General features: G+C 73.2%; 11 protein-coding genes and 1 pseudogene. 8 read left to right on the forward strand and 4 right to left on the reverse strand.

The genetic code is table 11. From position 1 onward, the window contains the following. Positions 1-153: 153 nt before the first annotated feature. Entirely contained in the window at positions 154-906 is a 753-nt protein-coding gene (locus tag AB0469_RS40390; protein ID WP_366456604.1) for a 2OG-Fe dioxygenase family protein, read from the reverse strand. Between the two features lie 150 nt (positions 907-1,056). Between AB0469_RS40390 and AB0469_RS40395 the strand changes: the two genes are divergently transcribed. The 5 genes from AB0469_RS40395 to AB0469_RS40415 all read left to right on the forward strand — a co-directional run bounded on the left by AB0469_RS40395 (position 1,057) and on the right by AB0469_RS40415 (position 8,432). Next, positions 1,057-1,338 (forward strand): acyl carrier protein, encoded by a 282-nt coding sequence (locus tag AB0469_RS40395; protein WP_366456605.1) that lies wholly within the window; start codon positions 1,057-1,059, stop codon positions 1,336-1,338. Between the two features lie 16 nt (positions 1,339-1,354). Continuing rightward, a complete protein-coding gene (locus AB0469_RS40400) occupies positions 1,355-5,416 on the forward strand; it encodes a beta-ketoacyl synthase N-terminal-like domain-containing protein (RefSeq protein WP_366456606.1) in 4,062 nt (1,353 codons plus the stop codon). 101 nt (positions 5,417-5,517) lie between these two features. Beyond that, entirely contained in the window at positions 5,518-7,119 is a 1,602-nt protein-coding gene (locus AB0469_RS40405) for a long-chain-fatty-acid--CoA ligase (protein WP_366456607.1), read from the forward strand. A 5-nt stretch (positions 7,120-7,124) separates the two neighbouring features. After that, on the forward strand, positions 7,125-7,931 hold the full coding sequence (locus AB0469_RS40410; protein ID WP_366456608.1) for an alpha/beta fold hydrolase: 807 nt from the start codon (positions 7,125-7,127) through the stop codon (positions 7,929-7,931). A 39-nt stretch (positions 7,932-7,970) separates the two neighbouring features. Continuing rightward, a complete protein-coding gene (locus AB0469_RS40415; protein ID WP_366456609.1) occupies positions 7,971-8,432 on the forward strand; it encodes a nuclear transport factor 2 family protein in 462 nt (153 codons plus the stop codon). 76 nt (positions 8,433-8,508) lie between these two features. On the opposite strand, the gene AB0469_RS40420 is transcribed toward AB0469_RS40415, so the two are convergent. Next, positions 8,509-9,108, reverse strand: a complete 600-nt coding sequence (locus tag AB0469_RS40420; protein ID WP_366456610.1) for a TetR/AcrR family transcriptional regulator — start codon at positions 9,106-9,108, stop codon at positions 8,509-8,511. 166 nt (positions 9,109-9,274) lie between these two features. On the opposite strand from AB0469_RS40420, the gene AB0469_RS40425 reads away from it, so the two are divergent. From AB0469_RS40425 to AB0469_RS40435, 3 genes are all read left to right on the forward strand, one after another. Then, complete coding sequence (locus tag AB0469_RS40425; protein ID WP_366456611.1) at positions 9,275-10,696, forward strand: MFS transporter; 1,422 nt, start codon at positions 9,275-9,277, stop codon at positions 10,694-10,696. A 317-nt stretch (positions 10,697-11,013) separates the two neighbouring features. Then, complete coding sequence (locus AB0469_RS40430; protein WP_366456612.1) at positions 11,014-11,835, forward strand: AfsR/SARP family transcriptional regulator; 822 nt, start codon at positions 11,014-11,016, stop codon at positions 11,833-11,835. Between the two features lie 14 nt (positions 11,836-11,849). Further along, positions 11,850-12,590 (forward strand): sirohydrochlorin chelatase, encoded by a 741-nt coding sequence (locus AB0469_RS40435; protein WP_366456613.1) that lies wholly within the window; start codon positions 11,850-11,852, stop codon positions 12,588-12,590. A 38-nt stretch (positions 12,591-12,628) separates the two neighbouring features. Here the strand turns inward: AB0469_RS40435 and AB0469_RS40440 are convergent, their stop codons facing one another. Next, the gene (locus tag AB0469_RS40440; protein ID WP_366456614.1) at positions 12,629-13,501 is read right to left on the reverse strand and encodes an ABC transporter permease; all 873 of its coding nucleotides are present in this window, start codon (positions 13,499-13,501) and stop codon (positions 12,629-12,631) included. Then, positions 13,488-13,646, reverse strand: a pseudogene (locus AB0469_RS40445) (ABC transporter ATP-binding protein); the annotation flags it as partial. The gene AB0469_RS40440 and the pseudogene AB0469_RS40445, both read right to left, overlap by 14 nt.

Consider the following 13,646-nt stretch of genomic DNA (forward strand, 5'->3'; position numbering starts at 1 on the left):
TCGGCCGGGAAGTTCGGCAGTGTCGAGAGGTCGTTGCCGAAGGACGCCGTCTCCGAGGTGAAACGGTCACCCGTCAGCTGCATACCGTCACCCGAATCACCCGCGAAGCGGATGACCACCCGGTCGACACGGCGGATCTCGGTGGTCTTCATGTCAGGCGGCGTTCGTCTCGTCGCGCTCTTCGCGCCGCAGTCCGGGCTCGTGCTTGTAGCCCATGATCAGCACGTCCCGGACCGCCGCCTTCGACGGGTCCACGGGCCGGATCGGGCGGACGGCGTGCAGGATCTGGCCGTCCGCCCAGAACATCGTGTCCATCTGCTCGGTCAGGCAGAACTCGGCGACGAGCTCCCGCTCCAGGCTGTAGACCTGGGACTCCCCGCCGTCGGCGTTGAAGCGGCCCATCAGGTGGATCGCGCCGAAGTCGACCTCGTCGCGGTGCGGGCCCTCGGGGGTGGGCTCGCCCGTCTCGTCGGGGGTGCTGATGATCCGGAACTGGTGGCACTGGACGTCCCACGGGTCGTCCAGCCAGGACTCCTCGGGTACCGGGAAGTTCTCGAAGTCGGCGCGCAGGAGCCGCGTCAGGAGCGGGTTGTCCAGGGTGGTCCGGCTGAGCGGGGCCACGTCGCGGTCGATGCCGCCGGCGTAGTCGTTGGCGTTCATCGACTGGAAGTAGGGGCGGTGCGGGCGCAGCCGGACCTCTCCGGTGCGGGGTACGAAGAAGAAGCGGTCGTAGGCGCGCTCACGGAACCGGGACCCGCCCTTCAGGTACCGGTCGGTCTCCAGGCTCTCCCATTCGGCGGCCAGTTCCTTCACGTGCTGCCGCAATTCGGCGTCGATGACGAGCCGGTCGGCCGGCAGCAACGAATATCCGTTCGCCCGCAGTTCTTCCCGTGCCTCGGTCTGCATGATTGGCTCCTCCACGCCGGATCTCACACTGCGCTTCCGAGGTTCCCACGGCGTTGCTGACGCTGAACTGACAGGGTTCGCACGTCAGATGGACGTCAGCCGGTCGTCACACGGCCTGTGCTTCACTCGGCCGGTATGACAGACCTATTAATGACCTCGCCCCGGACGGAACGCCGGACGGTCCTCGAGGAAATCGTCGTCGCCGAATTCAAGAGAGCGCTGCTCATGCCCGACGACGAGGAGCTCCCCCTGGAGGACAGCTTCTTCGAGCTCGGCATGACGTCCTTGCTGCTCACCATGGTCAAGCAGCGTCTGGAGGAGCAGCTGGGCCGGGGCATCAGCAGCACGGCGCTGTTCAACCAGCCCACCGTCGAGCGGCTGACCGACTATCTGGCCTCGGACGTGCTGGCCGACATCTTCGACGCGAACTGAGAGAGGGACGGCGGCCATGCCGGGACATCCGGAATTGCAGGAAAGGCTCGATGCCGCGGAGGAGACCGTCCGCAGGCAGGAGGAGGAACTCGGGCGGTTCCTTTCGGAAAAGCACGAGCCCATCGCCGTGGTCGGTATCGGCATGCGTCTGCCCGGGGGGAACAACTCGATACCCGATCTCGACGCGTTCCTCCGGGAGGGGCGTTCCGGAATAGGACCGCTGCCGCGCGACCGCTGGGTCCCGGAGGTGGCCGAGGGTGACATCACGGCCGTCGCGGGCGGTTTCCTCGACCGTATCGACGCGTTCGACGCGCAGTTCTTCAACATTCCGCCCAAGGACGCCCCCTTCATCGACCCGGCGCAGCGGCTGCTGATGGAGACCGTGTGGGAGGCGCTGGAGGACGCCGGCATCGATCCGGCGGGCCTGCGGCACGGCAACGGCGGCGTCTACGTGGGCGCCTCGCCGCTGGACTTCGCGCTGGAGCTGGAGGGGCTGTCGGACGAGCAGCTCGACGGGAGCCTGACGACCGGGCTCGGCGCCTACTCCCTGTCGGGGCGGCTGTCGTACTTCCTGGGCTGGCGCGGCCCGAGCCTGACGACGGACACCGCGTGCGCGGCGTCGCTGACCGCACTGCACCTGGCGGTGGAGGGGCTGCGGCGGCGCGAGTGCGGGATCGCGCTGTGCGCCGGGGTGAACACCCTGCACAACCCGCGCTCGTACGTGATCCTCTCGCACGCCCAGATGCTGGCCCCGGACGGGCACTGCAAGACCTTCGACGAGAGCGCGGACGGCTACGCGCGCGCCGAGGGCTGCGGGGCGCTGGTCCTCAAGCGGCTGTCGGACGCTCTGGCGGACGGGGACCGGGTCCTGGCACTGGTCCGCGGGACGGCGATCGGCCAGGACGGCGAGAGCGCGGGCCTGAGCGCGCCCAACGGCACGGCGCAGGAGGCCGTGATGCGGGCGGCGCTGGCGAACGCGCGGCTGGAGCCGGGCGACATCCAGTACGTGGAGGCGCACGGGACGGGGACCCCGCTGGGCGACCCGATCGAGATGGGTTCGGTCAACGGGGTGTTCGGCGCCTCGCACGACCGGGAGGAGCCCCTGGTCATCGGCTCGCTGAAGGCCAACATCGGGCACATGGAGCCGGCGGCCGGGCTGGGCGCGGTCATCAAGGTGATCACGCAGATGCGCGCGGGCGCCTTCTTCCCGCACGTGTGGCGCAACCTCTCCGGACGGATCCCGTGGGACACGTACCCGATCACGGTGGCGACCGAGGAGCGGCCGTGGAAGGCGCCGGTGCGCCGGGCCACGGTCAACGGCTTCGGGGTCGCCGGGGCCATCGCGGTGGCGGTGCTGGAGGAGCCCCCCGCGTCCGCGCCGGCCGGGGAGGTCCCCGCGCGCGAGGACGTACGGGAGGACGTGCGGGAGGACGTGCGGGAGGACGTGCGGGAGGACGTGCGCGCGGAGGGCGGGCAGGTCTTCACCCTGTCCGCCAAGTCGCGCCCCGCGCTGCGGCTCCAGGCGGAGCGGTACGCCCGCTTCCTCGCCGAGCGCCCGGACACCTCCCTCGCCGACCTGTGCCGCACCCGGGCCACGGGCCGCTCGCACTTCCGCTACCGGGCGGCGGCCGCCGTCGCGGACACCGCGGAGCTGGCCGGCCTGCTGGAGCGGTGGAGCGCACCCGCGCGCGGGGACGGCAAGCCCGACGCCTTCCGCAAGACGGCCTTCCTGTTCACCGGCTCGGGTTCGCAGTACGTGGGCATGGGCCGCGCCCTCTACGGCCGCTACCCCGTGTTCACCCGGTGCGTCGACGAGTGCGACGCCCTGTTCGCGCCGCTGCTGGGGCGTTCCGTGGCCGCGGTGATGTTCGGGGACGTGCCGGACGCCGAGGAGACCCTGGCCCGCACGTCCTTCACGCACGCGGCGCTGTTCACGCTGGAGTACGCCCTCGCCCGGCTGTGGCTGTCGTGGGGGGTGCGGCCGAGCGTGCTGATCGGGCACAGCGTCGGCGAGATCGTCGCGGCGACGGTGGCCGGGCTGTTCACCCTCCCCGACGGGGTCGCCTTCCTCGCCGCCCGCTCCCGGCTGATCGAGTCGGTGTCGGCGCCGGGCGGGATGGCCGCGGTGACGGCGCCGGCGCAGGAGGTCCGGGCGCTGCTGGCGCAGTGGCCGCAGCTGGCGGTCGCGGCGGTCAACGCCCCGCAGCAGGTGGTGGTCTCGGGGGCGGCGGACGCCCTGGCCGAGGCGGTGGAGGCGCTGCGCGAGCCGGGCTGGACGGTGACGGAGCTGCACGTGACGGCGGCGTTCCACTCGCCGCTGATGGCGGAGGTGTCGGAGCCGCTGGCCGAGGTGCTGCGCGGGATCGGGTTCCACGAGCCGCAGCTGCCGATCGTGTCGAACCTGACCGGCCGGATCGCCGATCCGCGGGAGCTGGCGACGCCCGAGTACTGGGTGCGGCACGTCAACGAGACGGTGGAGTTCGCGGCCGGGGTGCGCACCATCGCGGAGCGCGGCCGGCACGTGTTCCTGGAGGTGGGGCCGTCGTCGGCGCTGACCTCGCTGGCCCGGCGCAGCGTGCCGCAGGAGCAGCACCGCTGGCTGAGCAGCCTGCGTTCGAAGGACACCACGGGCGCTGCCCTGGACGCCGCGCTGGCGGGTGCGTACGCGGCGGGGCTGGCCATCGCCTGGGACGAGGTGTACGCGGGCCGGCCGGGCCGGCGGATCCCGCTGCCCGGCTACGCCTTCGACCGGCGCGACTACCGGCTCCCGGCGCGGCCCGCCGGGCGGGGCGGGGCGGGCGGGGACGGGCATCCGCTGCTCGGGCGGGAGACCGCACGGGACGGCGGGCTGCGGGAGTTCACCGCGCGGATCAGCTCCCGGCAGCCGGCGTACCTCGCCGACCACACCATCGGCGGCCAGGTCTTCCTGCCGGCGGCGGCCTATCTGGAGCTGCTGCTGGCGGTGCAGGACGAGGTGCACGGCGACACCGTCCGGGCGGTGGAGGACGTGCGCTTCCACGAGGCCCTCTTCCTGTCGGACCGTCCGGCGCTGCTGCTGACCCGGGTCCGTCCCGGGCCGGACGGGCGGCTGGAGGTGGAGGTCTCCAGCCGGGGCGCCGACGAGCCCGAGGGTACCGAGCGGCTGCACGCCACGGCCTCGGTCGCGGCCGAGCCCGACTACGCGGGCAGCGGCCTCGCGGGCCCGGCCCGGACCCTGCTGGCCCTGACCGGGGCCCTCGACGGCGACGAGCCGTCGCGGGTGATGGACGGCGGTGAGGTGAAGGCGGCCTACGCGGAGGCCGGGCTGGAGTACGGGCCGCAGTTCCTGCGGGCCCGCTCGGTGACGGCGTACGGCCCGGACTTCGCGGTGACCGAGCTGTCGGGCGGGGACGTCTCCCGGGCCGAGCACCTGCCGCCGCCGCTGCTGGACGGCGCGACGCACGGCCTGGCGGCGCTCACCGACGACGGCCGCCGGTACGTGGCCACCAGCGTGGGCCGGCTGCGCGCCTTCAAGAAGCCGCGCGGGGAGGTGCTGCGCTCGGCGGCCCGCGTCGCGCGCGCCGACGACCCGGAGCAGACGGACCCGGCGTTCACCCTGGACGTGCTGCTCCTGGAGGAGGACGGCCGGCCGGTGATGGAGCTGTCCGGGATGGGCTTCACCCGGCTCCCGGACCGGCCGGTGGAGGCGGCGGCCGCGGAGCGGACCGCGCAGGCGGCGGCCGCGGCGGCGCCGGTGGACGTGGAGTCGCTGGCGGCGGCCGGGCCCGAGGAGCGGCAGACGGCGCTGGTGGCCCTGATCCGCGCGACGGTCGCGGCGCTGCTCGCGGTCGACGACCCGGAGTACATCGACACCCGGGCGAGCTTCCTGGAGCTCGGCGTGGACTCGCTGACGGCGATCGTGCTGAAGAACCAGCTCCAGACGCGGCTGCGGATCCCGCTGCTGTCGTCGGTGGTCTTCGACCACCCGTCGGTGGAGGAGCTCGCGGAGCTGCTGTCCGTGCGGCTGGCCTCCGGGCCGGCGGCGGCCCCGGGCGCCGCAGCACCCGCCGCCGCACCCGCCGCCGCGTCCGCCGCCTGAGCCCGCCGCCCCCTGCGGCCCCCCGACCGGGGCCACGGCGCAACGCCTCGGCCGCCGTGGCCCCCTCAACCGTCCGAGCAACCGACAAGGGAAACAGACCCATGGACAACCGTACGGAGGACCGGACCCTCGCCGCCCGCGCGGCGCTGCACGCCCGGACCCGGCCCGACCAGCCCGCGGTGGTCTGCGAGGACCGCGCGCTCACCTACGGGGAGCTGCACCGGGAGAGCAACCGCACCGCGCACGCGCTGCTGGCCGCGGGGCTCGCGGCCGGATCACGGGTGGGCTATCTGGGCCGTGAGTCGGAGCGCTACTACGACCTGGCGCTGGGCTGCGCGAAGAGCGGCGCGGTACTGGTGCCGGTGAACTCGCGGCTGACGCGGGGCGAGGTCGAGCACGTCCTGCGCGACTCGCAGGCCGAACTGCTCTTCGTGGAGCGGGAGTTCCGTCCGCTGGTGGACGAGCTGCGGCCGGTGCTGCCGGGGCTGCACGAGGTCGTGGAGATGGACTCGGACCGCCATGTGGCGGGCGGGTTCCTCGACTGGAAGGCGTCCCTGCCGGACACCGTGCCGCCCACGGCCGGCGCGGCCGGCTTCGACGACCCGGTCGCGCAGCTGTACACGAGCGGGACGACCGGGCTGCCGAAGGGGGTGGTGCTGGCGCAGCGGACGTTCTTCACCTTCATCGCCGACACCCGGGCGGCCGGGGTGGACTGGATCGACTGGCGGCCCGAGGACCGGGGGCTGAGCTGCTTCCCGGGCCTGCACACGGCCGGCTTCGGCTGGTTCATGCACGCGTTCAACGCCGGTGCCACCACGGTGGTGATGCGCCAGTTCGTGGCCGACGAGGCGACCCGGCTGATCGAGCGGCACCGGATCACCACCCTGTGGGCGGCGCCCGCGATGCTGCGGATGATGCTGGCCGAGCGGGGGACGACCCGCGAGACCTTCCGCTCCCTGCGCAAGGTGGTCTACAGCGGCTCCCCCATCGACCGCGAGCTGCTGCTGGCCTGCATCGACGTCCTGGGGTGCGAGCTGGCGCAGGGCTACTCGTCGGCGGAGGCGGGGAGTTTCCTGACCGTCCTGGCGCCGGAGGACCACACGCCGGACAGCCGGGTGCTCGGTTCGGCGGGCCGGGCCGTGCCCGGGGTGGAGCTGCGGATCCTGGACGGGGAGGGCCGTCCGCTGCCGGCGGGCGAGGTCGGGCGGGTGGTGGTGCACAGCCCGGCGCGCTTCCTCGGGTACTGGCGGCTGCCGGAGGTGACGGCGCAGGCGCTGTCCGGGGAGTCCGGCGAGTGGCTGTCGATGGGCGACATGGGCCGTGTCGACGAGGACGGCTACCTGTTCCTGGCCGACCGGGTCAACGACACCGTCATCGTCGCGGGCCAGAACATCTATCCCACGGAGGTCGAGAATGCGCTGCGGGCCCATCCGGCGGTGGCGGAGGTCTCCGTGTACGGGGTACCGCACCCCGATTGGGGTGAGGCCGTACGCGCCGCGGTGGTACTGCGGCCGGACGCCGGGGCGACGGCCCCGCGGGAGTTCCTGCGGTTCCTGAACGGCCGGATCGCCGGGTTCAAGATCCCCACGGGGTACGACATCGTCGACGAGCTGCCGCGCAATCCCACCGGGAAGGTGCTGCGCCGGGTGCTGCGGGAGCGGTTCGAGGCGGCGTCGGACCCGGCGCCGGCGCCCGCGGCGTAGTCGCCGTGGACACCGTGCCCGCCCTGGACGCCGTACGGGAGCCCGTGCGCGCGGGCCCGCTGCCCGAGGTCCAGGGCGCCTCGCGCTGGCTGCACCCGGTCGACGCCGATCCGGACGCCCAGGTGCGGCTGTTCCTGCTGCACCACAGCGGGGGCGGCGCCCCGATGTACCGGGAGTGGCCGGGGCAGCTGCCCGCCTCGGTGGGCTGCCAGGCCGTGCAGCTGCCGGGTCGGCAGGAGCGGCGCCGCGAGGCCCCGTACACCCGGCTCGACCCGCTGGCGCAGGCCCTCGCCCGTGTGCTGTCGGACGAGTTGGACGAGCGCCCGTACGCGGTGTTCGGGCACTCGATGGGAGCGCTGCTCGGCTACCGGCTGACGGTGGAGCTGGAGCGGCGGGGCCTGCCGGCGCCGTCGCTGCTCGCCGTGTCGGGGTGGGCGCCGCTGGGGTTCACGGCGCCGCCCGACCTGGTGGCCTGTCCGCTGGGGGCGCTGCGCGTGCTGGGCGGGCTGCCGCCGGAGGTCGAGGAGGATCCGGAGCTGCTGGCGGCGGCGGTCCGCGCGATGGGTGCGGACGGGGCGGTGTGCGCGGACTTCTCGGACGACGGGGCGGCCGTGGGCTGTCCCGTCGTCGCCTACTCCGGGCGCGGGGACCCGCTCCTCGCGCCCGAGGCCATGCGGTCGTGGGCCGGGCGGACGCCGGAGTTCCTGGGGTGCCGGACCTTCCCCGGGGACCACTTCTACCTGCGGACCCACGCCCGCGCCATCACGGCCGACCTGGCCCAGCTGCTGCCGCGGTACGCCGCGGTGGGCTGAGCGGGCGGCGTCCCTGGAGAAACCCGGAGGTACCCCTTCATGCTGCCCCGACCCAACGAACTCCTCGCGCGCTACGTCGCGTTGTGGAACGAGAAGGACGCGCAGCGCCGGCGCGACATGGTGCTTTCCATGTACGCGCCGGACTGCGTCTACGTCTTCTACCGCAAGGACCCGATCCGGGGGCACGCGGCCCTGCTGGACCAGCTGGCCTACACGCACGAGGTGTACGGCCCGATGGGGTACGAGTTCCGGTCCTCGCACAACGCGACCGGCCACCACGACGTCGTCCGGTTCAACTGGGTGATGGTCACGGCGGCCACGGGCGAGATGGAGATGTCCGGCCAGGACATCCTCGTGCTCGCCGAGGACGGTCGAATTCAAGCCGACTACCAGTTCCACGACCGGATGCCCTCGTCGTTCGTCTACAACGACGGGTACGAGGAGCACGGCGTGGCGGTGCGCCACGCCCAGCCCACGCGTACCGGTGCCCCCGGCTCCTGAGGGGGGCCGGCGGACGACGCACGCCGGCCCCGCGGCACGTCCGTGCCGCGGGGCCGTTCGTGCGGGGTGCCGCCGGTCAGATCCCGGCGGCCGCCAGGGCGCCCCGGCAGTACTGGCGCAGGACGAGCTCGGTGGTGGTCAGGGCCATGCGGGCGGGGCCGGCGGCGCCGAGCACCTCGCCGTTGGCCAGGGTGCCGCCGACGATCAGCATCAGGGTGTCGGCCAGGGCGTCGGGGTCCTCGGCGCCGGCCTGGGCGCCCTTGTCGCGCCACCAGTTGCGCAGGCCCTTGAGGTGCAGCTTCGCCTCCTCGCGGCCCGGGTGGGCGGGGTCGCGGAACTCGCTGGAGGTGTTGTAGTAGATGCAGCCGTGGAAGTCGGGTTCCCTGACGCTGTCCTGGAAGAACTCCATCAGCGCGAGGATCTGGCGGGCCGGGTCGCCGCTGTGCGGGGCGGTGACCTCTTCGGCCTGCTCCCACCACTGCGCGTCGCTCTCGCGCAGCCAGGCCGCGATGAGTTCGTCCTTGCTGGCGAACTCGCGGTAGAGCAGGCTCTTCCCGACGCCGGTCGCGTCGATGACCTGCTGCATGCCGACGGCCCGGACCCCCTGCTCACCGAAGAGTTTGGCCGAGGCTTCCAGGATCCGCCGCCTCGTACCCGGTGCCGGTGTGCGCGCCATGTCTCAACTCCTTCGCCTCTCCCCCGCGGATCCCAGCATACGTTTGACACAGGGGTTTGTGAGCGCTAGAAATGGACCGATCAGTCCAGGACTGATCGGTCCATCATTTTTCGCATAGCTCTGGCCCGCTCGCTGCTTCCGACGACACTCCGATCGGAGTCTGATCATGACCGAGGCATCCCCGACCTCTCCTCCCATCGCACGGGCGGTGACCCCTCCGGCCCCCGTGGTGAAAAGCCTGCCGCTGCTGCTCCTGGTCGTGTGCGCGGTGCAGTTCCTCGACGCGATGGACATCGCGAGCATGGGACCCGCCCTCCCCCTGGTCCAGGCGGACCTGGGCATGACCACCTCCGCCCTCCAGTGGGTCGTCTCGGCGTACGCGCTGGGCTTCGGCGGGTTCCTGCTGCTGGGCGGCCGGCTGGCCGACCTCTACAACCGCAAGAAGCTGCTGATCGGCTGGCTGGCCGTCTTCGTGGTGGCCAGCATCCTCGGCGGGATCGCCGACGACGGCGTGGTCCTGGTCGTCGCCCGACTCCTCAAGGGCGTCAGCGCCGGCATCACGGCGCCCGCCGCGATGGCGATCCTGCTCGACGCCTTCCGTGACGAGCAGTCACGCAACCGCGCCCTCGGCACCTTCCTCGCCGTGGCCTCCGCCGGCTACTCGCTCGGCCTGATCCTCGGCGGCCTGATGGCCGGCGTCTCCTGGCGGCTGGTCCTCTTCGCCCCGGCCGTGGCCGGCCTCCTGGTCGCGCTGCTCGCCGCCTCGGTGGTCCCCTCGCAGCAGGAGAAGGGCAAGAGCGGCAGCCTCGACATCCTCGGCGCCGTCACGGTGACGGCCGGCGCGGTGGCCCTCGTGTACGGACTCAGCCGGGCCGCCAGTGACGGCTGGGGCGACGCGCAGACCATCGGCTCGCTGATCGCCGCCGCCGTCCTCTTCCCCCTGTTCGCCCTGGTCGAGAGCCGCCACCCGGCGCCGCTGGTCCCGCTCGCCGTCTTCCGCAAGGGCCAGCTGACCCGCTCGCTGGTCGCCATGCTCTTCTTCGGCGCCTACGTCTCCTTCCAGTTCGTCCTGACCCTCTACTACCAGGAGCAGCTGCACTGGACCCCGCTGGAGGCCGGCCTCGCCTTCCTCCTCGGCGGCGTGCTGACCGCGGGCACCGCCCGCTACGGCGCCGCGCTGGTCACCAAGTACGGCGCCTGGCCGGTCGCGACCGGCGGCCTGGTCCTGCTGAGCATCGGCTACCTCGGCTGGGTCCTGCTGATGGGTCAGGTCGACCCGCTGATCACCCTGTTCGCCCAGCAGCTGCTCGGCGGCCTCGGCTTCGCCGCGGTCTACCCCGCGCTGAACATCGCCGCCGTCGGCACCGCGTCGCCGGACGAGCAGGGCCTGGTCTCGGGCCTGTTCAACGCCGGCGCGCAGATCGGCAACGGCGTGGTCATCGCCCTCACCGCGACCGTCTTCTCGCTCAGCACCGGCGGGATCGCCCCCTACCGGGCCGGCCTGTGGACCGTCACCGCCATCACCCTGGCCGTGACCCTGGTGGCCCTGGCGGGCGCCGCCCGCTACCGCCAGAAGGCCTCCGCCTGACGGGAGGGGACGCCGGCCCCCCGGCGGCGCCCCCTCCCCCCTGTTCGGCCGTGCAGCACGTCCGGCGCCTCCATTGGATCCCCCGCATCCGGCGCCCGGGCGTGTTGCACGGCCTTTTCGGCATGTCCGGACCCGGGCGCCGCGGGGGCGCCGCGGGGGCTCCCGGGGGCTTCATTGACACGCTCCTGTCCGACCAAGTACGGTCGGGACCGATCGGTCCACTAAGGTTCCAGAGCATGTCGAGTTCGCTTCTGGTATCGAATCGACCGCCCGACGCCAGTGCACACGACACCGTTCTCTTTCCATCTCGCGGGGAGATGTTTGTGTTGCTGTTCTCAGTCCTAGGCTCCATAGAAATCGTCAAACAACGGGTCGCCGTACGCCTCGGCGGCGCCATGCAGCAGACGCTCCTGGCGGCCCTGCTCGCGGCCGGCGGATCGCTCGTCACGGTCGACTCCCTGATCCTCGAACTCTGGGGGACCACACCCCCCAACAAGGTCGAGAACGCCCTCCAGGCGCAGGTCAGCCGGGTCCGCAGGACCCTGGCGGCCGTCGAGCCGGAGCGCGAGGGCTCGCGGGTGGTGACGAGCACCTCCGGCTACATGTTCCTCTTCGACCGGTGGGAACTCGACGCGTACCTCTTCCTCGACACCGTGGACGCCATCCACGCCAGGGCGGGAACGGAAAGCCTGCCCGAACTCCGCCAGGACATCGCCGACCTCCGCCAGGGACTCTCGCGCTGGCGCGGCCCGGTATTCGGCGGACTGACCGGCGGGCCGATCTGCCAGACCGCCTCCACGAGATATCAGGAGGCGAGAAATTCGGCGCTCATCCTGCTCTACGACCTCGAACTGCGCACGGGCGGCCACGAGCGGATCCTCCCGGAGCTGACCGAGCTCTACTCGCGCAACCCCAACCACGAGCAGTTCTGCATGCTGCTCATGCGGGCCCTGTACCGGTGCGGGCGCCAGCTCGACGCGCTGACCGTCTACCGCCAGTGCCGGCACAACATGATCGAGTCGCAGGGCATCGAGCCCTCGCCCGTCCTGAGCCAGTACGAGCGGGCGATCCTCACCCACGACCCGATGCTGCTCCAGGACGAGCCCTACTGGCCGGTTCCGGCCCTCGTCGCGAGCTAGGGACGCGCCCGGACATGGACGAGCACCTGCTGCTCGTCGCGCACGGCAGCCGTGACCCCCGGCACGCGGCGACGGTGCGCGCACTCACCCGGCGGATCCGGTCGACGAGGCCCGGACTGCGGGTGGGCACGGCCTTCCTCGACTTCGACTCCCCTTCGGTACGGGAGGAGTTGGCCCGGATGGCGGACGGCGGAGCGCAGGCCGTGGTGGTCCAGCCCCTGCTCCTGAGCCGCGCCTTCCACGCGAAGCACGACCTGCCCGGGGCGCTGCGCCGGGCCCCGGCCCCCCTCGCCGTGCGGCAGGGCGGCGTACTGGGGCCCCACCCCCTGCTGACGGCCGCGCTGGAGCGCCGGCTGTCCGAGGCCGGCCTCGGCCCGCACGAGCGCGCGACGACCGGCGTCGTGCTCGCGGCCGCCGGCACCACCGACCCCGACGCGGCCGCCGTGCTCGCGGGGATCGCCCGTACCTGGCAGGGCAGCGGCTGGAGCGCCGTACGGCCCGCCTTCGCCTCCGCCGGACTGTTCCCCCGTACCGAGGACGCCGTACGGGCGCTGCGCGCCGAGGGCGTACGACGGGTGGCGGTGGCCCCCTGCGTCCTGGCCCCGGGCCGGCTGCCCGACCGGATCGCGGCGGGTGCCGCGGCGGCCGGGGCGGACGTCCTGGGCGGCGTGCTCGGGGCCGCGCCCGAGCTCGCCCGGCTGGTGCTGCTCCGTCACGACGAGGCCGTGGCGAGGGCCCGGGCCCTCGCGGTCTGACCGCGGGCCCGGGCCCGTGCCGCCGGCCGGCGGCGGGTTCACACCCGCAGGCCGCGGCCGCGCAGCATGCGGCGTTCCACCGGGGCGAAGACCAGCAGTTCGACGGCGATGCCGACCAGGAGGATCAGGCCGATCGCCAGGAAGATCCGGGCCATGTCGGAGGTCTCGCGCCCCGATTCCAGCAACTGGCCCAGGCCCAGGCCGAGGTCGGGGGAGCTGGCGATGATCTCGGCGGCCATCAGGGAGCGCCAGGAGAAGGCCCAGCCCTGCTTGAGTCCGGCGAGGTAGCCGGGGAACGCGGCGGGCATGACCACGTGGCGGGCGCCGCGCAGGCCGGTGGCGCCGAGCGAGCGGCCGGCCCGCAGCAGGAGCGGCGGGACCTGGTCGATGCCGGAGACGAGGCCGCCCGCGATGGAGGGGGTGGCGCCGAGGAGGATGACGGCGTACATCATCGAGTTGTCCAGCCCCAGCCAGAGCACCGCCGGGGGCACCCACGCGACCGAGGGCAGGGACTGCAGGCCGGAGAGGATCGGCCCGACCGCGGCCCGCACGGGGCGGACGCGGGCGACGAGCAGGCCGAGCGGGGTTCCGATGGCGAGGGCCAGCAGGAAGCCGGACAGGCCGCGCCAGACGCTGGTCCACACGATGTCGAAGAGGGTGCCCTTGAACCAGAGGTCGGCCAGGCTGTCCCAGACGGCGGCGGGCGGCGGGAGCACGTAGTCGTCGGTGACGCGGGCCCAGACGAGGGCCTGCCAGACCGTCAGCACGAGGGCGACGGCCAGGGCCGGCGGCAGGGCCTTGCCCCACAGGACGCGGCGCAGCGGGGTGCGGGCTCCGTGGTGGGTTTCGAGCGCGTCCAGTCCGGCCAGCTCGTTGCCGGCGGCCCGGGGCCTGAGGTCAGTGCCGGCCATGGCGGCGGATCTCCCCTCGCAGGTGTTCGGTGATCTCCAGGGACAGGTCGGCGACGTCGGCGTCCTCGATGCGGCGGGGCTGCGGGATGTCGACGGTCCATTCCTTGGCGACCCGGCCGGGCCGGGAGGAGAGGAGGACGACGCG

Origin of the sequence: Streptomyces sp. NPDC093801, assembly GCF_040701585.1 — a bacterium.
In the GTDB taxonomy this organism is placed as follows: Bacteria; Actinomycetota; Actinomycetes; order Streptomycetales; family Streptomycetaceae; genus Streptomyces.